A 24,773-nucleotide genomic window follows, 5' to 3' on the forward strand; every position below is an offset into this window, starting at 1 on the left:
CCTGTGGCGCCTCGTCGACGGCGAACTCACCCGCGACTGACGCCCACCGCCCTCGCCTCACAGGGGCCCCCTTCGCCTCACCGCGGCCCCTGCTCTTCCCCCTGACCCTGGCGCGCACCGTCGCCACGGACGGCCGCGCGCAAAGGAGCTGAATGACGAACCCATGGATGAAAGCCGCATGTCAATGACAACCAAGGACCAAGCGGCGGCAAGCCGCGAACCCGCGGCCTGCGAAGACGTACGCAGGAAACTGCTGGGCGCGTGGGAACTCGTGTCGTACACCGCGACAGACACGGACGGCCAGGTCATCGACCCCCTCGGCCCCCAGCCGCACGGGCTGATCGTCTACACCCCCGAGGGTTACATGTCCGCCCAGCTGTGCCGCAGTGATCGCCCGCGCACGGGATCCGATCGTCTCGAAGAAGCCACGGCGGATGAACTGGCCCAGGCAGCGATGACCTACGTCGCCTACGGAGGCCCCTTCACCGTCGTCGATCCGACGACCGTCGAGCACCAGGTCACCACCGGCCTCTTCCCGAACTGGGTCGGACGGCCCCAAATCAGAAGAGTCGGCTTCGAAGGCGAGTTCCTGAAGCTGAGCCTTGCCACCCCCACCCGTCTGTGGGGCGCGGACCGCACAGCCGAACTCACGTGGCGGAGAGTGAGCTGACCCAGGTAGCGGCGTCTCTCACGGCGAGGGCGTCTTGTCCGCCCGGCGGGGGCTGCGGGGGCCGCAACTTCGACGAGGCCGGCCCCCAGGCCACCGTGCAGGGGCGGTGTCCAGCCCGTGGGCTGTCCGGCGCGGTTCGTCACCGGTCGCAGATCGTCATATTACTGTGGGTGACTGCTGTCGGGAGGAGCTGGCATGGGCGCCCATGTGGAGGCGGGGGGCGAGCCGGACCGGGTACTGCGGATCGCCGTGGTGCTGCTCGTGACCGCTTCCGGCGCGGTGGAGGCCATCTCGTTCACCGCCCTGGACCGGGTCTTCGCCGGTGTCATGACGAGCAACCTGGCGCTGCTCGGGATGGCGATCGGTGAGTCGCGCAGCGCAGGTGTGAATGCGGCCCTGCTGGCCTTGGCGGGCTTCGGCGTGGGCGCCGTGCTGGCCGCCTGGGTCACCCGGGGCGCCACGGGTATCGCCACCCACTGGCCGCCGCGCGTGATGGTCTGCCTGGTCGGTGAGGCGGTTCTGCTCGCTGTCGGCGCGGGGGTCTGGGCCGCGGTCGGTGGCGCGCCGAGCATCATGTTGCGGCACGTGCTGCAGTGCGGCGCCGCCCTGACGATGGGCGTACAGGCCGCGGCCATGGTGGCGGCCGGGCGGGCGGCCGCTCCGACCACCTATCTGACCGGCACGCTCGCCACCTACATCGTGCGCGGCGTCGGCAGCGCCTCGGCGCCCCCCAACCGGTGGGTCCCCCTCCGGCTCTTGGGTCTGATCGTGGGCGCGGCGGCCACCATGGCGCTGCGGCGGACCGCGCCGGAATGGGCCGGCGTCCTCCCCTTCGTACTCGTCACCGCAGCCGCCCTCATCGCCCGCGGGCCCCTGATCCGGGCCCGTCGCGGGGCCTGAATCGCGACGTGGCGTGCCGTGGCCGAATAGGGCGCTCAGGCCGTACCGGCGGCGATGGCGCGCCTGGCGGACTCCCGCAGGACCTCGATGCTGTGGGCCAGGGCCTCGTGCTCCTCGGGCGTCATCGCAGGCTCGTACATCTGCTGGACACCGCCCGCACCCAGCACGCTGGACAACGACAGGGTGACGTCGTGGCGGAGGAGCGGGCGGCGACCGGCAGCACCGCGCGTTCGTCGCGCAGGACGGCCTCGACGAGCCGGGCGGAGACGGCTCCGATGCCGTACTGGCTGGCCCCGTGCCCTCGATGATGGCGATGTTGGCGTACGGGATGTCGTTCTCGACCTCCTTGCGCACCTCCTCCAGGGACCTGCCGGTCTCGGCGAGCAGATCGGTGACGGGGATGCCGCCGACCGTCGCCGAGGACCACAGCAGCACCTGCGAGGTGCCGTGCTCGCCCACCACCAGGGCCTGCACATCGCGTGGCCGGGCCTTGAGCCGGTCGGCGAGCTGGACACGGAACCGCAGGCTGTCGATCAGCGTGCCCGTGAAGAACACCCGGTCGTGTCCGGCCAGTTGCAGTGTGAGGTCCGCCAGCGGATCGGGCGGATCGGTGACCACCATCAGCACCGCCTGCGGCGCGACGGCGACGACCTTCGCGACGATGTCCGCGTACACCTTGGCGTTGGTCTCCAGCAGCCGCAGCCGGCCCTGTGGGTCGGAGCGATCGGTTGCACCGCCGGCCTTCTCGTTCACCCCCGCGGTGATCACGACGACAGCGGCGTCCGCCAGGTCGTCGTAGCCTCCGCAGCGCACATCGACCGTGGGGGACAGCGGTGTGGCGTACCGCATGTCGGCGCGACTCCGGCCGCCCGCGCGCTGTCCCGGTCGATCACCACGATCTCCCGGCACGTGCCGCCGCGTTCGACCAGCGACAGCATGGTGGCGGATCCGACCGCGCCCACGCCGATGGCTCCGACCTTCATCGCACCACCTCTCCTTCCGGGTGGCCCGGCGGCGGTGACGGCGGCTCAAGGGCCACGACCGCCTCGCTCGTGTAGGCCAGGAAGGTGAGCGTCTCCTGGAAGTACAGCTGCACGGTGCTGTCGTCGTGCGACAGGTACCCGATCGACAGGTCCTGGCCGATGCGCAGTTCGAAGTCGCCGCCCCGGGTGGACACCAGAAAGGCCCCGTCGATGGCGGGCGCCCACACGATGTCGCCGTCCAGGAGCCTGGCGATGTGGTTGATGACCGGGTAGCCGTAGTCGGAGGTCTCACTGACGGCGGTGTACGCCTCGGCGCTCAGCGCCAGGGTGTAAGCGCCGCCCACGCCCGCCAGCCGCAGCGCGCTCATGGCCTGGCTGACGGCGTCGGGGTAGGCGCGCACCTCAGCGGGCAGGGTCAGGACCGGGTTGGAGGAGCTCGCGCGCAGACCTGCGATGCCGGCGGAGGCATAGCCTTCGAACACGGCCCGGTCCTCGGCGTACGCGATCCGCCGGGCGGCGTCCTTCACCGGTTGCCAGTCTGCGTCCTTGGCTCCGCGTGCGACGTCGTCGACCTGCTGCCGGTCGACGGTGAACGGAACACGGAGTTCCACGACGGGCTGGTACAGGCGGGTACGGGCCAGGACCCCCTCGGCGGGGGCATCGACGGTCTGCAGATGACCGGTGCCCACGCCGGACAGCTCCAGGCCTTCGGGCTCGGGCACGTCGACGATCCGGCGGGCCGCCACATGGCGCCTGAATGTACGCCGCGCCTCCTCCTCCAGGTCCGCCCAGGCGGCGGCGGAGATGGGCGCCAGTTCGCGGTGAAGGTTGTTCATCGGCGTCAACTGCCCTTCAGGTCACCGATCCCGAGGGAATCGTCCGGAGCCGCCACGTGCGCGAGGGGCATCGAGCCGGTCGTAGTACGGGTGCCATCGGCGTCGGCTGGGGGAGGGGCTTCGAGTTCGGCCTCGGTTCCGGCTGCGGACGCGCTTGCATCGGGTGGGTCGGGAAGGTCGTCGAGGAAATCGCTGGTGGGCACGTGGAACAGCGATCCGGTGACCGGGGTGGAGAAGTCCAGGATCCGGTCGTGGGACGCGGGCGGCGCGCCGAGGAACATGCGCTCCAGCATGGTCTCCGTCACCGCGGGGGTACGGGCGTACCCGATGAAGTAGGTGCCGAACTCGCCCTTGCCGACGGCGCCGAAGGGCATGTTGTCACGCAGGATCTCGTGTTTCGTACCGTCCGGGTCCTCGAGCGTGGTGAGCGCGACATGCGAGTCGGCCGGTTTGATCTCGTCGTCCAGTTCGATGTCGGACAGCTTCCGGCGTCCGATCACCATCTCCTGCGCCTCCACCGGGAGGGCGTTCCACGCCTGGAGATCGTGGATGTACTTCTGCACGATCACGTAGCTTCCGCCCGTGAAGGGGGGATCCTCGTCGCCGACCAGGACGGCCGCGCTCGCCGCCGGACCCACCGGGTTCTCCGTCCCGTCGACGAAGCCGAGCAGGTCCCGTACGTCGAAGTACTTGAAACCATGCACCTCGTCGCGCATCGTCACGGCGCCACGGAGACGCTCCATGATCTCTGCGGCCAGCGCGAAGCACAGATCCAGTCGTGCGGCCCGGATGTGGAAGAGCAGGTCACCCGGCGTGGACACGGCGCGGTGCAGGGGTCCGGCGAGTTCGCGGAAGGGGTGCAGCTCCGCCGGGCGCGGACCCGAGAACAGACGGTCCCACGCATCGGATCCGATACCCGTGACACAACTCAGCCTGCCCTCGGCCGTGGCACGGAAGCCGACGGCACGCTGCAGACCGTTCATGTCGGACAGCAGAGAGCGGACGACCGGCTCACCGCCGCGATCGACGGTCATCACGAGGAAGATGGCGGCAGCCGTCAACGGGGAGAGCACCGACTGGGGGACCGGTTCCTCGGAGCGTTCGGCCACGAGCCACACCCCTTTCCCGGGGCACGAGGGAAGGTGGGCGTCCACGCCCTTTGAGCCGCCGCCACGCCCCGGGGGCTGCGTACCGGTCCGGCTGCTCACGGTGTGCCGGGCGGTGCGGCGGTGACGGGAAACGTTCTCTCACCATAGGGCGGCCCCAACAGGTCTGCCACCGAGGCCCATGACGGAGCGTGAGCACGGTGGGACGGCGGTTCGGGACGCGAAAGATCGCCGTGGAGTGGCCTTCCGGTCGTGTAGCTGTCTGCTGCCTGCCTGTTGCCGCCGTGGGCGGTGGGTACGACCCGCGACCCTCACGGCCCAGCCGGCCCGAGTCCAGTGCCTTCTGTTCCTGGTCCGTACGAAACCGACGGGGTGCATGGTCGTAGCCCGGCGGTCCCGTCACGCGGGCTGCTCGGAGGCGAGCGGGGGTTCGGCCCAGATGAGGGGGCGCCTTCACCACCGCCTCCATCTCTGTTCCCACCCCGTTTTCCATCATCGCGGACTTATCCACAGGGTCTGACGCCTCTCGACGACCCGCTGTACGGTCATCCGCAGTTGATGTTCGTACGGCTGCGTGGACAGCGGGGGAGGCGGTCGGCATGACCGAGGTCGGTGCAGGGATCGAAACGGCAGTGCCGCGGCAGACGCCCAGGATCCCTTCGGTGCGGGGCTTCGCGCGGTGGCCGGTCGCAGACTCCCCCAAGGAGGAGGGCAAGGCCCTGCGCGCCCGGGTGCGGCGACGGTCGCACGCCGAGCTGCCGGTGGACGGCGACCGCCCGGACGCGGTCACCGCGGTCGAGGAGTCCAACCACGGCCGGATCCCCGAACTCACGCCGATACGCGTCGGCAGGATGGCGGCCTCCCCCTTCGCGTTCCTGCGCGGCTCGGCCGGCCTCATGGCCCACGACCTCGCACGCACGCCGAGCACCGGCATCAACGCCCAGATCTGCGGCGACGCCCACGCGGCCAACTTCGGCCTGTACGGGGACGCGCGCGGCGGCCTGGTCATCGACCTGAACGACTTCGACGAGACGGTGCACGGCCCCTGGGAGTGGGACCTCAAGCGCCTCGCCACATCGCTGGTCCTCGCCAGCCGTGAGGCGGCAGCCGACGAGGACACATGCCGTCAGGCGGCGCGCGACACCGTGGGCGCGTACCGGCGCACCATGCGCCTGCTGGCCAGGCTCCCGGTCCTGGACGCCTGGAACGCGATCGCCGACGAGGAGCTCGTCTCCCACACAGACGCCCACGACCTGCTCGGCACGCTGGAGCGGGTCTCGGAGAAGGCACGGAACAACACGAGCGGACGCTTCGCGGCGAAGTCCACGGAACCGGTCGAGGGCGGCGGTCGCCACTTCGTGGACGCACCGCCAGTGCTGCGCCGCATACCGGACGCCGAGGCGGCGGCGGTCGCGGCGTCGCTGGGGCAGTATCTGACTACGCTGTCCGAGGACCGCCTTCCGCTGCTGGCCCGGTACGCGGTGCACGATGTGGCGTTCCGCGTGGTCGGCACAGGCAGCGTGGGCACGCGCTCCTATGTGGTACTGCTGCTCGACCACCGCGGCGAGCCGCTGATCCTGCAGGTCAAGGAGGCGCGTCCGTCCGCTCTGCTCCCCCACCTGGCCACGGCCGGCCACCCGGTGCCGCACGTGGAGCACGAGGGCCGCCGGGTCGTCCTCGGCCAGAAGCGCATGCAGGTGGTCAGCGACATCCTGCTGGGCTGGACGTCGGTCGACGGACGTCCCTACCAGGTACGGCAGTTCCGCAACCGCAAGGGCAGCGTCGACCCCGCCGCCCTGGCTCCCAACCAGATAGACGACTACGCCCGCATGACCGGAGCGCTGCTGGCCCGTGCCCACGCGCACAGCGCCGACCCGCGCCTGATCTCGGGCTACTGCGGAAAGAACGACGAGCTGGACGAGGCGATAGCCACGTTCGCCGTGTCCTACGCGGACCGTACGGAGGCGGACCACGCGGAACTGGTGGCTGCGGTGCGTGGGGGGCGGATTGCCGGGGAGATGGGGGTCTGATGGGGGCGGGAGCGGGGAGGCCCCCCGATCTCCCCGACTTGCCCCGAGTCCGCCCCCGCACCCACCCCCGTCCCCCACCAGCCCCCACGCCCGACCGGAAGAACGGTGCCGCGTACGTGTCTTAGGCTGGTCCGGTGACGACGCCCGAAGCCGAGCAGAGCGAGTCCGTGTCCGCCGCCGAGGAACCGGTTGCCGAAGGTCCCGGGTCCGGCGAAGGTGCGGCCATGGGAGTAGACGGTGCCGGGTCCGGCGAAGACGCGGGCTCCGGGGCAGAAGGTCCGGGGACAGACGGTCCGGGGACCGGCGAGGGCCCGGACGGCCCGGTCGGCGGGGCGCGGCCCGAGGATCGGCTGGAGCGGGCCGTGCGGGCCGCCGAGCAGGCGTTGATCGAGTACGAGATCGCCGTGGAGACCTTCCGCGTCGAGGTCGAGAACTTCTCCCGGCTGCACCACCAGAAGCTGGGCCCGATGTACGCCCGCCTCGACGAACTGGAGGCGGATATCGCCGAGGCGCGGGCCGCCCGGACCGGCGACGCCGAGGACATACGCCTCGCTGACGAAGCACGCGCCCGGGTCATGCCGATGCCGGGCGTCGAGGAGCTGTTCCACGGCTGGATGGACTCCGACGGACTGTTCCCGGAGGCCCAGGCCATGCTCACGGACCGTCCCGTGCGGCCTCCGCAGCGTGTCCGCCCCAGCGAGGAGGCCCGCAAGCTGTACCGGGAGCTCGCCCGCAAGGCCCACCCCGACCTCGCTCAGGACGAGGAGGAGCGCACGCGGCGCGACGAGTTCATCGCCCGGGTTAATGTCGCCTACGCCCGCGGCGACGAGGCCCTGCTGCGGGAGCTGTCCGCGGAGTGGGCCGCCGGGCCGGTCCCGAAGGAGCGCAGGCCGAGCCGCAGCGAGGAGCTCTACGCCCGCCTAGAGTGGCTTGCCCAGCGCAAGGACATGCTCACGCTGGTGGCCCAGGAACTGGAGGAGAGCGCGATCGGCTCGATGCTCCGGCTGGCCCCAGACGACCCTGACGGTCTTCTCGAGGACATCGCGGAGCAGCTGCTGGCCCAGGTGGCGGAGAAGGAAGCCGAGCTGGTGGCACTGCGCGGCTGAGTCCGTGCTCGCCGTCTGCGGTGGCGCGGGTCAGGGGGACGGCGTACTGCTCACCGGTCCCCTGTCGTCCAGCCGCCCGTGCACGGCAGCCCTCAGGGGCGGGGGCCCAGGTCCGTGCTTCGGTCGGGTAGCGTCGGAGTATGCATTTCGGAGCTGGTGTGCCCACGGTCGGGGTCACGGACCTCAAGGACGGCGACTTCCTGCTGGACGTCCGCGAGGACGACGAGTGGCAGGCGGGTCATGCCGCTGGGGCGTTGCACATTCCCATCAGTGAGTTCGTGGCGCGCTATGGCGAGTTCACGGAGGCGGCGCCGCAGGACGGCCGGATCCATGTGATCTGCCGCTCCGGTGGGCGTTCGGCCCAGGTCGCGATGTACCTGGTCCAGCAGGGCGTCGACGCCGTGAACGTCGAGGGCGGTATGCAGGTCTGGGCCGCCTCCGGCCGTCCTGTCGTGGACGCCAAGGGCGAGTCGGGCTTCGTGCTGTAGTACGGGACGCGGGGCCCGCCCGGGAGCGGGCCGGGTGCTCATCCCAGTGGGTGTGCCGCCAGCAGGTCGCCCAGTGTCTCTTCGTGGGCCGCGGCGGGGCCGAGCGAGAGTTCGAGGTGCTTGGCCCAGGCGTGGTAGCGGTGCAGCGGGTAGTCGACGTCGGCGCCGAAGCCTCCGTGCAGATGCTGCGCCGTCTGCACCACCCGGCGTACGCCTTCCGAGGCCCAGATCTTCGCCACCGCCACATCCCCGGCTGCCGGTAGTGCGCCGGCCGCTCCAGAGCCGATGCGCCAGGCTGCCTGCCAGAGTGTGGCCTCCATGGCCCGCAGGTCGATGTACCGGTCGGCTGCCTGGACGGCGACCGCCTGGAACGTGGCGATGGGGTGGCCGAACTGCTCCCGCTTGCCGGTGTACTCGCTCGTCATCTCCAGTACGCGTTCGCCGAGGCCGAGTGCGAGTGCGCAGGTGCCGGTGGTGAGCAGCAGGCGCAGCTGGTCCCAGGCTCCCTCGGCGTCGAGTACGTGGCGCCCCGTGATCCGCGCCGACTCGAGCCGCAGTTCCGCGAGCCGTTCTCCACTGGTGGAGAACTGCTCGGCAAGGACGACGCCCTCGTGCACCCTGGGTACCAGGGCGAGGACGGTGAGGCCCGAGTCGTCGGTGTGCGCGGGTACGAGGATGCTGTCGGCGTTGTATGCCCAGGGCACCGCCGTCTGCATGCCGTCCAGCGTCCAGGTACCGTCTGTGTCCCGCCGTGCGATCACCGAGAGTTCGGCAGGGTCGTGGCCGGTGCGGCCGTGTGCGGCGACGGTGAGTACCTGTTCTCCGCGACCTGCCCGTGCGAGCAGCTCTTCTTTGAGTTCGGGGCTGCCGTGGGCCTGGATGACCGTGGTCGCGGCTGTGTTTTCCAGCAGTGGTACGCGTGCCAGTACCTTGGCCGATTCCCGGAGCACCAGGCAGAGCGCGATCGGGTCGAGGCCGGCCCCGCCGTACTGTTCGTCCAGCAGCAGGCTCAGCAGGTCCGCGGTTGCGAGCCGCGCCCATAGTGCTCGGTCGAAGTCGTCGGCCACGGTGCCGGGGCTGAGCGCGGGGGTGGGCACCGCGTCCGGCGCGACTGCGGCGAACACGGCTTTCGCCGCCTCGAGTGCCGCCTGCTGCTCCTCGCTGAAGGTGAAGTCCATGGCTTGTCCTCCTGGCGGATCCGCTGATCTGACGGAGCGTCAAGATAGAACAGGTTCTAGAAGAAGGGAACGGCCGGTCGGCGAGAGCCCGGACAGGATGACCGTCAGTTGTCGTTCTGTCCGGCCGTCTGTGGCCGCCGGCCGTCCCCACCGACTCCGGCACCGGCGCCGACCTCGACGCAGGAGCCGGAATCGGCGCAGCTCACCGGTCGAAGTCGAGCTCCACCGCTTCGGTGACCGGATGCGACTGGCAGGCCAGCACGTATCCCGCGTCCGTCTCCTCCGGCTCCAGCGCGAAGTTGCGGTCCATGCGTACCTTCCCCGAGACCAGGAAGGCCCGGCAGGTCCCGCACACGCCGCCCTTGCACGCGTAGGGCGCGTCGGGGCGGTTGCGCAGCACCGTCTCCAGGAGCGACTCGCCGTCCTGGACGGGCCAGGTCCCGCCGCGCCCGTCGAGCCGCGCGGTCACCGTGCTGTGCGCCGGAGCCGGTACGGACGGCCCGGCGGGGGTTCCGTCGTCCACATGGAAGATCTCCTCATGGATGCGCGTCCGCGGGACGCCGAGCCCGCGCAGCGCCCGCTCCGCCGACTGCACCAGTCCCAAGGGTCCGCACAGGAACCACCCCGCGACCTTGTCCACGGAGAGCAGTGCCGGCAGCAGCCCGGACAGCCGCTCCCGATCGAGCCGTCCGGACGGCAGTCCTGCCTGCTGCTCCTCCCGGGAGAGCACGGTGGCCAACTGGAACCGGTCTGGAAAGCGGTCCTTGATGTCGGCGACCTCCTCCAGGAACATCGTCGAGGCGGACGTCCGGTCGCTGCGTATGAGGCAGAACCGCGCCTGGGGTTCTCGCGCCAGCAGCGTCGCGACGATCGACAGCACGGGTGTGATCCCGCTGCCACCCACCACCGCGGCGTACATACCGGGTGCGGGCACCAGTGTGAACCGGCCCGCCGGGGTCATCACCTCCAGCTCGTCGCCGACGGTGATCTCCTTGAGCGCGTAGGTGGAGAAGGCTCCGCCGTCGACCAGCCGTACCCCGACGCGCAGGGTGCTGGGGCCCTCGGCGTCCGGTGCGGGGGCGGGGGAGCAGATCGAGTAGGTGCGCCGGACCTCCGTGCCGTCGACGGTGCGGCGCAGGGCCAGGTGCTGGCCGGGTGCGTACCGGAACTCCTCGCGCAGTGCGGGCGGCACGGTGAGGGTCAGCGCCACGGAGTCGTCGGTGAGCTGGTCGATCGCGGCCACCGGGAGCGCGTGGAACCGGGCCATCACAGCTCCTTGAAGTGGTCGAACGGCTCGCGGCAGGCCAGGCAGCGGCGCAGGGCCTTGCACGCGGTGGAGGAGAACCGGCTTAGCAGCTCGGTCTCGGCGGACCCGCAGGACGGGCAGCGCACGGGCTCGTCCTTGCGGGAGGCGGTGAGTGCGTGCGTCGCGTCCGCTCCGCCGGGGTCGGTGGCCGTCCGCGTGGGCCCCAGCTGCACTGCGACCGGGCAGGACGTCTCCTGGTGCCGGGTGCGCGGGGGCGCTATCCCGCACTGGTGCAGTTTGCGGCGGCCTTCCTCGGTGATGTCGTCCGTCGACCAGGCGGGGGTGAGCACTGTGCGCACGACGACGTCGCGTACGCCGTGCTCGTGCAGTACCCGCTCTATGTCCAGGGACATCGCCTCGATCGCGGGGCATCCGGTGTAGGTGGGGGTCAGCTCGACCTCCACGGAGTCCGTGCCGTGGGCATGGACCGAGCGCAGGACGCCGAGCTCCTCCAGGGTGAGTACGGGCAGCTCCGGGTCGGGGACGGAGCCGGCGAGTCGGCGCAGTTCCTCTTCGAGGGCCGTGGTCGTCACCATGACGCCCCCGGATGGCTGCGGTGCAGATGCTGCATCTCGGCGAGCATCCGCCCGAAAGGCTCGGTGTGCAGGCCCTGCCGTCCCGCGCCCGCTGTCCACGCCCCGGACTGCGGTCCCTCGGGAATCTCCAGGGTGGCCCGGCGCAGGACGTCGCCCACCGAGCTCAGCCAGGCTTCCCGCATGGCCGTCCAGTCGGCGTCCACACCTTTGATCGGCTGGAACATCTCCCCTGTGAACCGCCACAGCGCCTCGCACGCGCGCCGCATCCGCTCATGGCTGATGTCCGTGCCGTCGCCGAGCCTCAGGGTCCACTGCTCGGCGTGGTCCTGGTGGTAGGCGACCTCTTTGACGGCCTTGGCCGCGAGGCCCGCGAACTCGCCTGTGCCGCAGGCAAGCTGGGTGTAGAGGAGCCGCTGGTAGGTGGAGAAGTACAGCTGCCGGGCGATGGTGTGCGCGAAGTCGCCGTTGGGCTGCTCCACCAGCTGGAGGTTGCGGAAGGCGCGCTCCTCGCGGAGGTAGGCAAGCTCGTCCTCGTCGCCCGCCATCGACAGCAGCACTCGGGCCTGGCCGAGCAGGTCGAGGGCGATGTTGGCGAGGGCGACCTCTTCCTCGAGTACCGGCGCGTGACCGGCCCACTCCCCCAGGCGGTGCGAGAGCACCAGGGCGTCGTCGCCGAGGGCCAGGGCGGCCGCGGTGCGCACGGTGACGGTCACAGGTGCTTCACCCCCTCCGGGATCTCGTAGAACGTGGGGTGCCGGTACGGCTTGTCGGCGGCCGGCTCGAAGAAGGGGTCCTTCTCGTCGGGTGAGGACGCCGTGACGGCGGACGACGGGACGACCCAGATGGAGACGCCTTCGCCGCGCCGGGTGTACAGGTCACGCGCGTTGCGCAGGGCGAGTTCCGCGTCCGGGGCGTGCAGGCTTCCGGCGTGGGTGTGCGAGAGGCCGCGGCGGGAGCGCACGAAGACCTCCCACAGGGGCCAGTCGGTGTTCGTCATGCCTGCGTCGCTCCTGTCACACTGTGGTGCTTTGCCGCGTGGGCCGCGGCCGCTTCCCGTACCCATGCGCCTTCGTCGTGCGCCTGCCCGCGCTGTGTGATGCGCTGCTCGTTGCAGGGGCCGTTGCCCTTGAGGACCTCCCGGAACTCCGTCCAGTCGATGGGGCCGAAGTCGTAGTGCCCCCGCTCCTCGTTCCACCTGAGCTCGGGGTCGGGGAGGGTGAGGGCGAGTGATTCGGCCTGGGGCACGCAGATGTCCACGAAACGCTGGCGCAGCTCGTCGTTGGAGTGCCGCTTGATCTTCCACTCCATCGACTGCGCGGAGTGCGCCGACTCCTCGTCGGGCGGGCCGAACATCATCAGGGAGGGCCACCACCAGCGGTCCACCGCGTCCTGCGCCATCGCATGCTGCTCCGGCGTGCCCCGGCTTAGGGCGAGCAGCAGTTCGTACCCCTGGCGCTGGTGGAAGGACTCCTCCTTGCAGATGCGGACCATGGCGCGGGCGTAGGGCCCGTAGGAGCAGCGGCACAGAGGCACCTGGTTGGTGATCGCGGCGCCGTCCACCAGCCAGCCGATGGCGCCGACGTCCGCCCAGGTCAGCGTGGGGTAGTTGAAGATCGACGAATACTTCTGGCGGCCCGAGTGCAGTTTGTCCAGAAGCTCGTCGCGGCCGGTGCCAAGTGTCTCCGCGGCGCTGTACAGGTACAGCCCGTGGCCCGCTTCGTCCTGGACCTTGGCTATCAGGATCGCCTTGCGCCGCAGTGAGGGCGCGCGGGTGATCCAGTTGGCCTCGGGCTGCATGCCGATGATCTCGGAGTGCGCGTGCTGGGCGATCTGCCGGACGAGGGTGGCCCGGTAGGCGTCGGGCATCCAGTCGCGCGGCTCGATGCGCTCGTCGGCGGCGACGGTGGCGTCGAAGACGGCCTGGTAGGCCGTCGTGTCCGGCTCCGTGCCACCCGAGCCGGCCATCCGGTGGGCTGCTGCTGTCGCCATGCGGACCCCCTCGACCACTCCGTCTCCCGACCGATCGTTCGGTCCGGTCGATTCAATGGTCGGTCGAGGCGCCGTAGGGTGTCAATCGCTGTGGACAACCTCCGGGCCGCCGTCCGGCCGCTGGGCCCATCGGGCTGTGCGGGACGGGCGGGGCTGAGTACCGTTCGGTGCGCACGGCGCGCTGTGCTGCGACCGGGTGATACGGCCCGGACGGCCCACGGCAGAGCGGCGGCCGGTGGACCGGATCGGCGGCAAGGCACGGCACCGGGGCGCGAGGCTCGGGAGACGGGGCGGGATGGACACGTACGACAAGGGACCGGACGCCGGGCGGGAGCAGCCCGGCGGTTCCGACGACCCGGTGTCCCACCTGCCCGAGCGCGCCGCCAGGGACGTATTCGAGGACCCGGCGCCGACGCAGGCCCCGGAGTGGTCCGGCACGGACGGCCCCCTCCCCGAGGCGCCGGCCCTGGTCGAGCCCGAGGCCACACTCCCCACCGGTCCCGGCGACGGTGAGGCGCCCGCCGCCCGCACGGGCCTGACCGCCCTCTCCCTGCCCTATCAGATCGCCGCCGTACTGGCGCTCGCGGTCGTCGCCGTCGCCGCCTGTGTGCATATCGGGATGGTGTTCCTGCACGTCGCGCCGGCGAACACCGTCACCAAGAAACACGGCACGGCGATCGACGAATGGATCTACCCCGAGTTCGAACAGAACTGGAAGCTGTTCGCCCCCAACCCGCTGCAGCAGAACATCGACGTCCAGGTCCGCGCGGACGTACGCACCGGTGACGGCGGCGAGCGGACGACCGGCTGGTACGACCTGTCGGCGCTCGACGGCGCCGCCATCGACGGCAATCCGCTGCCGAGCCACACCCAGCAGAACGAACTGCGTCGCGCCTGGGACTTCTACGTCGCCTCGCACGACGCCCAGAACCGCCCCGCGGGCCTGCGCGGTGCGCTGGCGGAGGACTATCTGCGCCGCGTGGTCGCGCTGCGCCTCGGCCGTGAGCACGCGGCCGGCCGCGGCGAGGCCGTCGAACGCGTCCAGGTCCGCTCCCGCACCACCAACGTGCCCCCTCCCAAGTGGAGCGACGAGAAGGTCCCCACCGCACCCGACTACCGTGAGCTGCCCTGGTGGTCGCTGTCGGCCGCCGAATGGACGGGGGTGAACGCCTGATGAGCCGCTTCGCGCTGTCCCTCTCGCGTGGCATCGGCCGCGTCACCGAGGCCGCCCTTGGTCCGTACCAGACCGCGATCGTCCGCATCGGCTTCGCCGCCACCTGGCTGCTGTTCCTGCTGCGCGAGTTCCCGCACCGTCAGGAGATGTACGGACCCGACGGCCCGTGGAGCTGGAACCTGGCCCGGCAACTCATCGCGAACAACCACGCCTTCACGATTCTTATGTGGTCCGACAGCCAGGCGTGGTTCGAGACCGTGTACGCCCTCGCCGTGCTCTCCAGCGCCCTGCTGCTGCTCGGCTGGCACACCCGCGCCATGTCGGTACTGTTCATGGTCGGCGTGCTCTCGCTGCAGAACCGCAGCGTCTTCATGGGCGACGGCGGCGACAACGTCATCCACCTGATGGCGATCTACCTGGTGTTCACCCGCTGCGGGCAGCTGTGGTCGCTGGACGAACGGCGCGCGCGGCGCGCCCGCGCCGCACACGCGCTTGGCGAGCTGCCGCGGCCGGACCGGACGGGACCCGCGCTGTGGGCCGTGCTCGGCCTCGCGCTGGCCCTCGCGACGGGCGCTGGCTGGCTGGACATCGGGTGGCTCGTCGTGTTCTGGGGGTTGTGGGCGGTGCAGGGGCTGTGGTGGTGCGTCGAGAGGCGCGCCCCGCACTCGGAGCCCCGCATGCTGCTGGACATCGTCGCCAATCTCGTCCACAACGCGGCCCTGCTCGTGATCATGGCCGAGGCCTGTCTGATCTACTCGACTGCCGGCTGGTACAAGATCCAGGGCTCCCGCTGGCAGGACGGCACCGCGGTCCACTACCCGCTTCACCTCGACTACTTCTCACCCTGGCCCGCACTGTCCGACCTGCTGTCCTCGTCCGGTGTGCTGGTGCTGCTGGTGACGTACGGGACGGTCGCCGCGCAGGTCGCCTTCCCCTTCACCCTGCTCAACCGGCGCGTCAAGAACGTCCTGCTGGCGTTCATGATGACCGAGCACGCGGTGATCGCCGTGGTCCTCGGGCTGCCGTTCTTCTCGCTGGCGATGATCGCCGCCGATGCCGTGTTCCTGCCGACGCCCTTCTTGCGGCGGCTGGGCGCATGGGCGGCGCGCGGGCGTCGACGGCTCGCTCGGCACCGTGTCCGGTCCTCCCTGCCCGGGCCGCGCCTGCGGCAGCACGCCGACGAGGCGCCCGAGCACACACATGCCGGCACGCCGGCGTAAGCGTCCTGTCCTGAGCCCGACGGGTCTTGCCTGATACAGGCCGGAAACCAGCCGCCTGTGCTGTCCTTGCCGCTCGTGCCCCCGCGGATGCCCAAGCCCTCGACGCCGAGAGCTTCCCGGCCCGCGTCGCACGTAGGCTGCGGGGCATGACGGATCCGGCCTCCGGCACCACCGACCCGCTGAGCACCTGGCGCAGGCTCGCCGACGCCTGCGTCCTGCTCGACGGGTTCCACGCGCTCAAGCACGCGGTGCGTTTCCACGCACGCGTGCCGGTGGCCGTCACCACCGACCGGCAGGCCGCACTCTCCTTGGCCGACGAGCTCGCCCCCGACGTACGCGACACCCTGGACGCCCTCCTGGTGGAAGTCCCCGAGGACACCTACCAGGCGCTGGTGCCGCGCCCGCACCCCACCGGCGTGGCCGCTCTCGCCGTGCGCCCCGCACGCGAGGCCAACCTGGAGACGCTGCGGCGCACGCCCCGCCGCGCCCCCGTCGTCGTCCTCGACAACCCGCGCAACCTGGGCAACGCGGGAGCGGTGATCCGCCTCGCGGCCGGTTTCGGCGCGACCGGAGTGGTCACGACCGGCACCCTGGACCCCTGGCATCCCACGGTGGTCCGCGGCGGGGCCGGGCTGCACTTCGCGACCGTCGTGGAGCGGCTGTCCGTGGCCGAACTGCCGCCGGGCCCGCTCTTCGCACTGGACCCGGAGGGCGAGGACATCCGCGGACTGAAGCTCCCCGACGACGCCGTCCTCGCGTTCGGCTCCGAGCGCACCGGTCTGTCCGCCGAACTCCGCGACCGCACGGACCACCTGGTGTCCCTGCCGATGCGCCCCCAGGTCTCCAGCTACAACCTCGCGACCAGCGTGGCCATGACGCTGTACCACTGGAGCGCCGCCGGGGGCGCACCCGCTTGAGCCGGTCCTACGCCTCCCGGCGCACCTCCACCACACGGAAGCGGTTCGCCACGAACGCTCCGTCGCACAGGGCGGCGTTGGCCGCCGCGTTGCCGCCCGAGCCATGGAAGTCGGAGAACGCGGCCGTCTGGTTGACGTACACCCCGCCGGTCAGGTTCAGGGAGAGCTGAGCGCACTCCTCCAGGCAGGCCTCCTCGACGGCCTGCTCGACCTCCTCGGAGGTGGTGTAGGCGCCGACGGTCATCGCACCCTTGTCCCGGATCGTCCGCCGCAGCAGGTCCACCGCGTCAGCCGCCGAATCCACCGCGACCGCGAAGGAGACCGGGCCGAAGCACTCGCTCATGTAGGCGGCCTCGGCGTCCGGCTTGGCGCCGTCGAGCTTGACCACGACCGGTGTCCGGACGACCGCTCCCGGGAAGTCGGGGTTGGTGATCTCCCGGGAGGCCAGGGCGACCTCGCCCAGGCCGGCCGCCGCCTCCAGACGTGCCTTGACGTCGGGGTTCACGATCGCGCCGAGCAGTGCGTTCGCCCGGGCGTCGTCGCCCAGCAGGCCGTCGACCGACCGCGCGAGATCGGCGACCACCTCGTCGTAGGACTTCGGGCCCTCGTCGGTGGAGATGCCGTCCCGCGGGATCAGCAGGTTCTGCGGGGTGGTGCACATCTGGCCGCTGTAGAGGGAGAGGGAGAACGCCAGGTTCGACAGCATCCCCTTGTAGTCGTCCGTCGACTCCACGACCACGGTGTTGACGCCGGCCTTCTCCGTGTAGACCTGCGCCTGGCGGGCGTTGGCCTCCAGCCAGTCGCCGAACGAGGTCGAGCCCGTGTAGTCGATGATCCGGATCTCCGGGCGCACGGCGAGCGTCTTGGCGATGCCTTCGCCGGGGTGCTCGGCGGTCAGCGCCACCAGGTTCGGGTCGAAGCCCGCCTCGGCCAGCACCTGACGGGCCACCTGGACGGTGAGTGCGAGCGGCAGCACCGCGCGCGGGTGGGGCTTGACCAGGACCGCGTTGCCCGTGGCCAGGGACGCGAACAGGCCCGGGTAGCCGTTCCACGTCGGGAAGGTGTTGCAGCCGATGACCATCGCGATGCCGCGCGGGACCGGCTTGAACGTCTTGGTGAGCGCCAGCGGGTCCCGCTTGCCCTGCGGCTTGGTCCACTCCGCGGTGTCCGGGGTGCGGACCTGCTCCACGTACGCGTACGCCACGGCCTCCAGGCCGCGGTCCTGGGCGTGCGGGCCGCCCGCCTGGAACGCCATCATGAAGGCCTGGCCGCTGGTGTGCATGACCGCGTGCGCGAACTCGTGCGTCCGGTCGCTGATGCGCTTGAGGATCTCCAGGCACACCACCGCGCGCATCTCCGCGCCGGCGTCGCGCCACGCCCGCTGGCCCGCGCGCATGGCGGGCAGCAGCACGTCGATGTCCGCGTGGGGGTAGGTGACGCCCAGCTCGATCCCGTAGGGGGACGTCTCCCCGCCCGTCCAGTCGTCCGTGCCCGGCTGGCCGAGGTCGAGGCGGGTGCCGAGGAGGGCGTCGAAGGCGGCCTTGCCGGCCGCGGCGTCCAGGCTGCCGTTCTCTCCGTAGGCCTTCGGGTGCTCGGGGTGCGGGGACCAGTACGCGCGTGTGCGGATGGATTCCAGCGCCTGGTCGAGGGTGGGCCGGTGCTGGGCGATCAGCTGGTGCGCGGTGAGTTCGGCGGCCATGCGGGACCAACTCCTCGTCTCTCGAGCTCTTCCTTGAGCTTATGAGCTGGGCAGGAACAGGCGGACAGAGTTAGAGTAACCGAACGATCGGTCGGTACAAGGGGGACCGCCGTATCTGTGGAAAACCCCGTGCGGGAGGATCGCGCACATGACAGCACTCGACCTCAGCAGCCCCATGGCCGTCGTGGGCACCGGCACCATGGGCCAGGGCATCGCCCAGGTCGCGCTGGTAGCGGGCCATCCGGTGCGGCTGTACGACGCCGTCCCCGGCCGCGCCCACGAAGCGGTGGCAGCGATCGGTGGCCGCCTCGACCGGCTCGTCGAGAAGGACCGGCTCACCGCAGCCGATCGGGACGAGGCCCGCGCCCGTCTGCTGGCCGCCGGAAGCCTGGAGGAGCTGGCGGGCTGCTCGCTCGTCGTCGAGGCGGTCCTCGAGCGCCTGGAGGTCAAGCAGCAGCTGTTCCGGGACCTGGAGGACGTCGTCGGCGACGACTGCCTGCTCGCCACCAACACCTCGTCCCTGTCCGTGACCGCCATCGGCGGCGCCCTGCGCAACGCGGGCCGTCTCGTCGGCCTGCACTTCTTCAACCCCGCCCCGCTGATGCCGCTGGTGGAGGTCGTCTCCGGGTTCGCCACCGACGTCACCTCGGCCACGCGCGCGTACGAGACGGCCCGGGCCTGGGGCAAGACCCCGGTAGCCTGCGCGGACACCCCCGGTTTCATCGTCAACCGCATCGCGCGGCCCTTCTACGCGGAGGCGTTCGCGGTCTACGAGGCGCAGGCCGCCGATCCGGCCACCATCGACGCGGTCCTGCGCGAGTCCGGCGGATTCCGGATGGGCGCCTTCGAACTGACCGACCTCATCGGCCAGGACGTCAACGAATCGGTCACCCGCTCGGTGTGGGAGTCCTTCTTCCAGGACGTGCGCTTCACGCCCTCGCTCGCCCAGCGCAGGCTGGTCGAGTCGGGGAGGCTCGGACGCAAGAGCGGCCACGGCTGGTACGACTATGCGGACGGCGCCGAGCAGTCCGAACCGCACACCGCGGAGAAGGAGCGCCCCCCCGCGTACGTCGTCGCGGAAGGCGACCTGGGACCCGCCGGCGAACTGCTCGCCCTGATACGCGAGGCCGGCATCGGTGTCCGCGAGGACGAAGAGGACCACGGCACCCGTCTGGTCCTGCCCAGTGGCGGCCAGCTGGTCCTCGCCGACGGGCAGACCTCCGTCGAGTTCCGTGACGTCGTCTACTTCGACCTGGCGCTCGACTACCGCAGGGCGACCCGGATCGCCCTGTCCGCCTCCCAGGACACCTCCGCGCAGACCCTCGCCGAGGCCACCGGGCTGTTCCAGGCGCTCGGCAAGGACGTCAGCCTCATCGGGGACGTACCCGGCATGATCGTCGCTCGTACGGTGGCGCGGATCGTCGACCTGGCGCACGACGCGGTCGCCAAGGGCGTGGCCACCGAGGAGGACATCGACACCGCGATGCGCCTCGGCGTCAACTACCCTCTGGGCCCCTTCGAGTGGAGCCGCGGGCTCGGGCGCAGCTGGGCCTACGACCTGCTGGACGACCTGCACATGCGCGACCCCTCCGGGCGGTACGCCCCGTCCCTCGCGCTGTACCGCCACGCGTACGCATCCGAGAGGCGGGAGGGCACCTCATGACCACCGCGAGGCGTGACACGTACACCCCGGAGAGCCTGCTCTCCGTCGCCGTGCAGGTCTTCAACGAGCGCGGCTACGACGGCACCTCGATGGAGCACCTCTCCAAGGCGGCCGGTATCTCCAAGTCGTCGATCTACCACCATGTGGCGGGCAAGGAAGAGCTGCTGCGCCGCGCCGTCAGCCGGGCGCTGGACGGCCTGTTCGGGATCCTCGACGAGGAGCACGCACGCGTGGGGCGTGCCGTGGAGCGGCTCGAGTACGTCGTACGGCGCATGGTCGAGGTGCTGACCGCCGAACTGCCGTATGTGACGCTGCTGCTGCGAGTGCGAGGCAACACCGGCACGGAGCGGTGGGCGCTGGAGCGGCGCCGCGAGTTCGACCACCGGGTCGCCGAGCTGCTGAAGGCCGCGGCGGCCGACGGGGATGTGCGCGGCGACGTGGAGGTGCGGCTCGCGACGCGGCTGGTCTTCGGGATGATCAACTCGATCGTGGAGTGGTACCGGCCCGACGGGCGTGGCATGGGCGAGCGGGAGGTCGCCGACGCGGTCGTGCAGTTGGTCTTCTCGGGGCTGCGCCAGGAGCGCTGAGGCCGAGTGGCGCCCTGAGGGTCAGCCCTCCGGTTCCAGATCCTCCTCCTCGAAGACCAGCAGCGTGCGCGTGCTGAGCACCTCGGGGATCGCCTGGAGCCGGGTCAGGACCAGCTCGCGCAGGGCCCGGTTGTCGGGGGTGTGGACCAGCAGCAGTACGTCGAAGTCCCCGCCGACCAGGGCGATATGGGATGAGCCGGGGAGCAGGCGCAGCTGCTCGCGGACCGTGCGCCAGGAGTTCTGGACGATCTTCAGGGTGATGTACGCCGACGTGCCGTGGCCGGCGCGTTCGTGGTTCACCCGGGCGCCGAAACCGCGGATCACGCCGTCGTCCATGAGCCGGTTGATCCGCGCGTAGGCGTTGGCGCGGGAGACATGGACCCGCTCGGCGACCGCCCGTATGGACGCACGGCCGTCCGACTGGAGGATCTGCAGGATGTCCCGGTCGATGGCGTCGAGCGGGCGCGGCGGCTGAGCGGGGCCGTGCTCCGGCGGCTCAGCCATTTGTTCAGGTGCCATGCGCCCGCGCCTCCCTACCATGGACGTACTGCGTATATCTCAGGTTGTGGAGAACCGTTTGTCCACAGCCTGAAGGCGCCTGTAGCCAAAATGTGCCGACGACCGAACAATCGGTAGGTGAGGCGCATCACTCCCGTGGCGCGTCTGAAGCCGCTCCCACGAGGAGGTGCCGTCATGACGGTCATGGAGCAGCGGGGCGCCTACCGGCCCACACCGCCGCCCGCCTGGCAGCCCCGTACCGACCCCGCTCCGCTGCTGCCCGACGCACTGCCGTACCGCGTCCTCGGCACCGAGGCCGCCGCCAAGGCCGACCCGGAGCTGTTGCGCCTGCTGTACGCGCAGGTCGTGCGCGGCCGCCGGTACAACACGCAGGCGACAGCGCTCACCAAGCAGGGCCGCCTGGCCGTCTACCCCTCCAGCACCGGGCAGGAGGCCTGCCAGGTCGCCGCCGCGCTCGTGCTCGAGGAGCGCGACTGGCTCTTCCCCAGCTACCGCGACACCCTCGCGACCGTCGCCCGCGGCGTCGACCCCGTCGAGGCGCTGACCCTGCTGCGGGGCGACTGGCACACCGGTTACGACCCGTACGCGCACCGTGTGGCCCCCCTGTCCACCCCGCTGGCCACCCAGCTGCCGCATGCCGTGGGTCTTGCGCACGCCGCCCGGCTGAAAGGCGACGACGTGGTCGCGCTCGCCCTGGTCGGCGACGGCGGCACCAGTGAGGGCGACTTCCACGAGGCGATGAACTTCGCCGCCGTCTGGCAGGCACCGGTCGTCTTCCTCGTCCAGAACAACGGCTTCGCGATCTCCGTGCCGCTCGCCAAGCAGACGGCGGCACCCTCCCTGGCCCACAAGGCCGTGGGATACGGAATGCCAGGCCGTCTCGTCGACGGAAACGACGCGGCCGCCGTGCACGAGGTGCTCGCCGACGCCGTACGGCACGCGCGCCAGGGCGGCGGCCCCACGCTCATCGAGGCGGTGACCTACCGCATCGACGCCCACACGAATGCCGACGACGCGACCCGCTACCGCGGCGACGCCGAGGTCGAGGCCTGGCGCGACCACGACCCGATCCTGCTGCTCGAGCGCGAGTTGACCGAGCGCGGACTCCTCGACGAGAACGGGATAAAGGCTGCGCGTGAGGACGCCGAGGCGATGGCGGCGGACCTGCGGGCCCGTATGAACGAGGACCCGGCGCTCGACCCGATGGACCTCTTTGCCCACGTCTACGAACGACCCACCACCCAGCTCGTCGAGCAGGACACCCAGTTGCAGGCGGAGCTGGACGCCGAGGCCGCCGGACCGGAAGGAGCCGGGCGATGACGACCGTTGCCCTCAAGCCGGCCACCATGGCGCAGGCCCTCACCCGCGCGCTGCGCGACGCCATGGCCGCCGACCCGTCCGTGCACGTCATGGGCGAGGACGTGGGCACACTCGGCGGTGTCTTCCGTGTCACCGACGGGCTCGCCAAGGAGTTCGGCGACGACCGCTGCATGGACACGCCGCTCGCCGAGGCGGGCATCCTCGGCACGGCCGTCGGCATGGCCATGTACGGCCTTAGGCCGGTCGTGGAGATGCAGTTCGACGCGTTCGCCTACCCCGCGTTCGAGCAGTTGGTCAGCCATGTCGCACGCATGCGCAACCGCACCCGCGGCGCCATGCCGATGCCGATCACCATCCGTGTCCCCTACGGAGGAGGCATCGGCGGCGTCGAGCACCACAGCGACTCCTCCGAGGCGTACTACATGGCGACGCCGGGGCTCCATGTCGTCACGCCCGCGACGGTCGCCGACGCGTACGGGCTGCTGCGCGCCGCGATCGCCTCCGACGACCCGGTCGTCTTCCTCGAGCCCAAGCGCCTGTACTGGTCAAAGGACTCCTGGAACCCCGAGGAGCCCGAGACGGTCGAGCCCATAGGCCGGGCCGTGGTGCGACGCCCTGGCCGGAGCGCCTCGCTCATCACCTACGGCCCCTCGGTACCGGTCTGCCTGGAGGCCGCCGAGGCCGCACGGGCCGAGGGCTGGGACCTCGAAGTCGTCGATCTGCGCTCCCTGGTGCCCTTCGACGACGAGACGGTGACGGCGTCCGTGCGCCGCACGGGCCGGGCCGTGGTGGTGCACGAGTCGACCGGCTTCGGCGGGCCGGGCGGCGAGATCGCCGCGCGGATCGGCGAACGCTGCTTCCACTATCTGGAAGCCCCGGTGCTGCGCGTGGCCGGGTTCGACATCCCCTATCCGCCGCCGATGCTGGAGCGGCACCATCTGCCGGGCGTGGACCGGATCCTGGACGCCGTCGGGCGTCTGCAGTGGGAGGCGGAGAGCTGATGGCCCAGGTGCTGGAGTTCAGGCTGCCCGACCTCGGGGAGGGGCTCACCGAGGCGGAGATCGTCCGCTGGCTGGTCCAGGTCGGCGATGTCGTCGCGGTCGACCAGCCGGTCGTCGAGGTGGAGACGGCCAAGGCGATGGTGGAGGTGCCCTGCCCCTACGGAGGTGTGGTCACGGCCCGCTTCGGTGAGGAGGGCGCGGAACTGCCCGTGGGCGCTCCGCTGTTGACGGTCGCCGTCGGCGCTGCCGCGGACGAGGCCGAGGAGTCGTCCGGGAACGTCCTGGTCGGGTACGGCACCTCGGCGGCGCCCGCACGCCGCCGCAGGGTGCGCGCGCCGCAGCCCGGCTCGCGGCTCACGGACGGAGTGACCCGGACGGCGCGTCCCGGCTCCGGCCGGGCAACAGCCGAGACGGACTTCGCCGCTGTCGGCGCCCCGGCGTCCGCTGTCGCCGACGAGAGGTCCCGCGCTGCCGTCCCGGAGCGCCCCGACGGCCCCGTTCCGGTGATCTCCCCGCTTGTGCGCAGGCTTGCCCGCGAGCACGGCGTGGACCTGAGGCAGTTGGACGGTTCGGGGCCGGACGGGCTGATCCTGAGGGCCGATGTGGAGGACGCACTGCGGGCCGCGGTGGCCCGAACCGGGTCCTCGGCGGCCATGGCCGCCGCGTCCACCTTCGCCCCGGTCCCGTCCCGTACGTTCCCCTCGTCCGGGGCACCAGTCCCCGAAGCGGCGCCGTACACACCCGGACCGGGCACACGCGCACCCGGACCCCTCACCGCCGGCACCCGCGTCCCCCTCAAGGGTGTCCGCGGCGCCGTCGCCGACAAGCTCTCCCGCAGCCGGCGCGAGATCCCGGACGCCACCTGCTGGGTCGACGCGGACGCCACGGAACTCATGCGCACCCGGGCAGCCATGAACACGGCCGGCGGCCCGAAGATCTCCCTGCTCGCGCTGCTCGCCCGGATCTGCACCGCGGCCCTCGCCCGGTTCCCCGAGCTCAACTCCACGGTCGACACGGAGGCCCGAGAGATCGTCCGGCTCGACCAGGTCCACCTCGGGTTCGCCGCGCAGACCGAACGAGGACTCGTCGTGCCTGTCGTACGCGACGCGCACGTACGGGACGCCGAGTCGCTGACCGCGGAGTTCGCCCGCCTGACCGAGGCCGCGCGCACCGGGACCCTCACCCCCGGTGAGCTCACCGGCGGCACCTTCACCTTGAACAACTACGGGGTGTTCGGCGTCGACGGCTCCACGCCGATCATCAACCACCCCGAGGCGGCCATGCTCGGCATCGGCCGTATCGTCCCCAAGCCCTGGGTGCACGAGAGCGAACTGGCCGTGCGGCAGGTCGTGCAGCTCTCCCTCACCTTCGACCACCGGGTGTGCGACGGCGGTACGGCGGGCGGCTTCCTGCGGTACGTGGCGGACTGCGTGGAACAGCCGGGGGTGCTGCTGCGCACGCTCTGAGCCGGCTGCGCCACGGACATCCCTCGACACTGTGAGCAAGCTCCCGCGCACAGCTGCTGTGCGCGGGGGTGGCAATGAT

At 71.2% G+C, this 24,773-nt stretch carries 25 protein-coding genes and 1 pseudogene; 13 read left to right on the top strand and 13 right to left on the bottom strand.

Going from position 1 to position 24,773, the window contains the following annotated elements:
- The first annotated feature begins 178 nt into the window (after window positions 1-178).
- Window positions 179-670: a lipocalin-like domain-containing protein gene (locus ACWDA7_RS17595; RefSeq protein ID WP_450605186.1), complete on the top strand. Its 492-nt coding sequence runs from the start codon at window positions 179-181 to the stop codon at window positions 668-670.
- Window positions 671-865: 195 nt separating this feature from the next.
- Window positions 866-1,570: a DUF1275 family protein gene (locus tag ACWDA7_RS17600; protein WP_450605187.1), complete on the top strand. Its 705-nt coding sequence runs from the start codon at window positions 866-868 to the stop codon at window positions 1,568-1,570.
- Between the two features lie 35 nt (window positions 1,571-1,605).
- Here ACWDA7_RS17600 and ACWDA7_RS17605 read toward each other — a convergent pair whose 3' ends face one another.
- From ACWDA7_RS17605 to ACWDA7_RS17625, 5 genes and pseudogenes are all read right to left on the bottom strand, one after another.
- Complete coding sequence (locus ACWDA7_RS17605; RefSeq protein WP_450605188.1) at window positions 1,606-1,746, bottom strand: hypothetical protein; 141 nt, start codon at window positions 1,744-1,746, stop codon at window positions 1,606-1,608.
- 109 nt (window positions 1,747-1,855) lie between these two features.
- A pseudogene (locus ACWDA7_RS17610) lies at window positions 1,856-2,419 on the bottom strand (lactate/malate family dehydrogenase); the annotation flags it as partial.
- Window positions 2,335-2,553: an NAD(P)-binding domain-containing protein gene (locus ACWDA7_RS17615; protein ID WP_450605189.1), complete on the bottom strand. Its 219-nt coding sequence runs from the start codon at window positions 2,551-2,553 to the stop codon at window positions 2,335-2,337. The gene ACWDA7_RS17615 and the pseudogene ACWDA7_RS17610, both read right to left, overlap by 85 nt.
- Window positions 2,550-3,389 (bottom strand): family 1 encapsulin nanocompartment shell protein, encoded by an 840-nt coding sequence (locus tag ACWDA7_RS17620; RefSeq protein ID WP_450605190.1) that lies wholly within the window; start codon window positions 3,387-3,389, stop codon window positions 2,550-2,552. Before ACWDA7_RS17620 ends, ACWDA7_RS17615 begins: the two co-directional genes overlap by 4 nt.
- A 5-nt stretch (window positions 3,390-3,394) precedes the next feature.
- Window positions 3,395-4,498, bottom strand: coding sequence for a Dyp-type peroxidase (locus tag ACWDA7_RS17625; RefSeq protein WP_450605191.1), 1,104 nt, complete (start codon window positions 4,496-4,498; stop codon window positions 3,395-3,397).
- 596 nt (window positions 4,499-5,094) lie between these two features.
- Here ACWDA7_RS17625 and ACWDA7_RS17630 point away from each other — a divergent pair.
- The 3 genes from ACWDA7_RS17630 (at window position 5,095) to ACWDA7_RS17640 (ending at window position 8,119) form a co-directional block, all read left to right on the top strand.
- Window positions 5,095-6,525: a DUF2252 domain-containing protein gene (locus ACWDA7_RS17630; RefSeq protein ID WP_450605192.1), complete on the top strand. Its 1,431-nt coding sequence runs from the start codon at window positions 5,095-5,097 to the stop codon at window positions 6,523-6,525.
- A gap of 134 nt (window positions 6,526-6,659) precedes the next feature.
- Window positions 6,660-7,631, top strand: a complete 972-nt coding sequence (locus ACWDA7_RS17635) for a J domain-containing protein (RefSeq protein ID WP_450605193.1) — start codon at window positions 6,660-6,662, stop codon at window positions 7,629-7,631.
- 158 nt (window positions 7,632-7,789) lie between these two features.
- Window positions 7,790-8,119: a rhodanese-like domain-containing protein gene (locus tag ACWDA7_RS17640; protein WP_450605236.1), complete on the top strand. Its 330-nt coding sequence runs from the start codon at window positions 7,790-7,792 to the stop codon at window positions 8,117-8,119.
- Between the two features lie 38 nt (window positions 8,120-8,157).
- Here ACWDA7_RS17640 and ACWDA7_RS17645 read toward each other — a convergent pair whose 3' ends face one another.
- From ACWDA7_RS17645 to paaA, 6 genes are all read right to left on the bottom strand, one after another.
- The gene (locus ACWDA7_RS17645; RefSeq protein ID WP_450605194.1) at window positions 8,158-9,297 is read right to left on the bottom strand and encodes an acyl-CoA dehydrogenase family protein; all 1,140 of its coding nucleotides are present in this window, start codon (window positions 9,295-9,297) and stop codon (window positions 8,158-8,160) included.
- A gap of 202 nt (window positions 9,298-9,499) precedes the next feature.
- Window positions 9,500-10,564: a 2Fe-2S iron-sulfur cluster-binding protein gene (locus ACWDA7_RS17650; protein ID WP_450605195.1), complete on the bottom strand. Its 1,065-nt coding sequence runs from the start codon at window positions 10,562-10,564 to the stop codon at window positions 9,500-9,502.
- Entirely contained in the window at window positions 10,564-11,139 is a 576-nt protein-coding gene (gene paaD, locus ACWDA7_RS17655; protein ID WP_450605196.1) for a 1,2-phenylacetyl-CoA epoxidase subunit PaaD, read from the bottom strand. The genes ACWDA7_RS17650 and paaD overlap by 1 nt, the downstream gene beginning before the upstream one ends.
- A complete protein-coding gene (gene paaC, locus ACWDA7_RS17660) occupies window positions 11,133-11,852 on the bottom strand; it encodes a 1,2-phenylacetyl-CoA epoxidase subunit PaaC (protein ID WP_450605197.1) in 720 nt (239 codons plus the stop codon). Before paaC ends, paaD begins: the two co-directional genes overlap by 7 nt.
- The gene (gene paaB, locus ACWDA7_RS17665; RefSeq protein ID WP_189695943.1) at window positions 11,849-12,136 is read right to left on the bottom strand and encodes a 1,2-phenylacetyl-CoA epoxidase subunit PaaB; all 288 of its coding nucleotides are present in this window, start codon (window positions 12,134-12,136) and stop codon (window positions 11,849-11,851) included. The genes paaC and paaB overlap by 4 nt, the downstream gene beginning before the upstream one ends.
- A complete protein-coding gene (gene paaA, locus ACWDA7_RS17670) occupies window positions 12,133-13,128 on the bottom strand; it encodes a 1,2-phenylacetyl-CoA epoxidase subunit PaaA (RefSeq protein WP_450605198.1) in 996 nt (331 codons plus the stop codon). Before paaA ends, paaB begins: the two co-directional genes overlap by 4 nt.
- Before the next feature lie 295 nt (window positions 13,129-13,423).
- Here paaA and ACWDA7_RS17675 point away from each other — a divergent pair, with 295 nt between their 5' ends.
- From ACWDA7_RS17675 to ACWDA7_RS17685, 3 genes are all read left to right on the top strand, one after another.
- The gene (locus tag ACWDA7_RS17675) at window positions 13,424-14,302 is read left to right on the top strand and encodes a DUF5819 family protein (protein ID WP_450605199.1); all 879 of its coding nucleotides are present in this window, start codon (window positions 13,424-13,426) and stop codon (window positions 14,300-14,302) included.
- Entirely contained in the window at window positions 14,302-15,522 is a 1,221-nt protein-coding gene (locus ACWDA7_RS17680) for an HTTM domain-containing protein (protein WP_450605200.1), read from the top strand. The genes ACWDA7_RS17675 and ACWDA7_RS17680 overlap by 1 nt, the downstream gene beginning before the upstream one ends.
- A gap of 146 nt (window positions 15,523-15,668) precedes the next feature.
- Window positions 15,669-16,439 carry a TrmH family RNA methyltransferase gene (locus ACWDA7_RS17685; protein WP_450605201.1) on the top strand — a complete coding sequence of 257 codons (771 nt, stop codon included), beginning with the start codon at window positions 15,669-15,671 and terminating at the stop codon, window positions 16,437-16,439.
- Window positions 16,440-16,446: 7 nt separating this feature from the next.
- Here the strand turns inward: ACWDA7_RS17685 and paaN are convergent, their stop codons facing one another.
- Window positions 16,447-18,138 (bottom strand): phenylacetic acid degradation protein PaaN, encoded by a 1,692-nt coding sequence (gene paaN / locus ACWDA7_RS17690; RefSeq protein WP_450605202.1) that lies wholly within the window; start codon window positions 18,136-18,138, stop codon window positions 16,447-16,449.
- A 148-nt stretch (window positions 18,139-18,286) separates the two neighbouring features.
- On the opposite strand from paaN, the gene ACWDA7_RS17695 reads away from it, so the two are divergent.
- The gene (locus ACWDA7_RS17695) at window positions 18,287-19,801 is read left to right on the top strand and encodes a 3-hydroxyacyl-CoA dehydrogenase (protein ID WP_450605203.1); all 1,515 of its coding nucleotides are present in this window, start codon (window positions 18,287-18,289) and stop codon (window positions 19,799-19,801) included.
- Window positions 19,798-20,388: a TetR/AcrR family transcriptional regulator gene (locus ACWDA7_RS17700; RefSeq protein ID WP_450605204.1), complete on the top strand. Its 591-nt coding sequence runs from the start codon at window positions 19,798-19,800 to the stop codon at window positions 20,386-20,388. Before ACWDA7_RS17695 ends, ACWDA7_RS17700 begins: the two co-directional genes overlap by 4 nt.
- Window positions 20,389-20,409: 21 nt before the next feature.
- Here ACWDA7_RS17700 and ACWDA7_RS17705 read toward each other — a convergent pair whose 3' ends face one another.
- On the bottom strand, window positions 20,410-20,892 hold the full coding sequence (locus ACWDA7_RS17705) for an Lrp/AsnC family transcriptional regulator (protein ID WP_359390724.1): 483 nt from the start codon (window positions 20,890-20,892) through the stop codon (window positions 20,410-20,412).
- A 189-nt stretch (window positions 20,893-21,081) separates the two neighbouring features.
- Between ACWDA7_RS17705 and pdhA the strand changes: the two genes are divergently transcribed.
- From pdhA to ACWDA7_RS17720, 3 genes are read left to right on the top strand one after another with little or no spacing between them, the layout of a single operon-like run.
- Window positions 21,082-22,227, top strand: a complete 1,146-nt coding sequence (pdhA, locus tag ACWDA7_RS17710) for a pyruvate dehydrogenase (acetyl-transferring) E1 component subunit alpha (protein ID WP_450605205.1) — start codon at window positions 21,082-21,084, stop codon at window positions 22,225-22,227.
- Window positions 22,224-23,228, top strand: coding sequence for an alpha-ketoacid dehydrogenase subunit beta (locus tag ACWDA7_RS17715; protein WP_359390329.1), 1,005 nt, complete (start codon window positions 22,224-22,226; stop codon window positions 23,226-23,228). Before pdhA ends, ACWDA7_RS17715 begins: the two co-directional genes overlap by 4 nt.
- Window positions 23,228-24,694, top strand: a complete 1,467-nt coding sequence (locus tag ACWDA7_RS17720) for a dihydrolipoamide acetyltransferase family protein (protein ID WP_450605206.1) — start codon at window positions 23,228-23,230, stop codon at window positions 24,692-24,694. The genes ACWDA7_RS17715 and ACWDA7_RS17720 overlap by 1 nt, the downstream gene beginning before the upstream one ends.
- Window positions 24,695-24,773 lie beyond the last annotated feature (79 nt).

It is taken from the genome of Streptomyces sp. NPDC001156 (assembly GCF_053598275.1).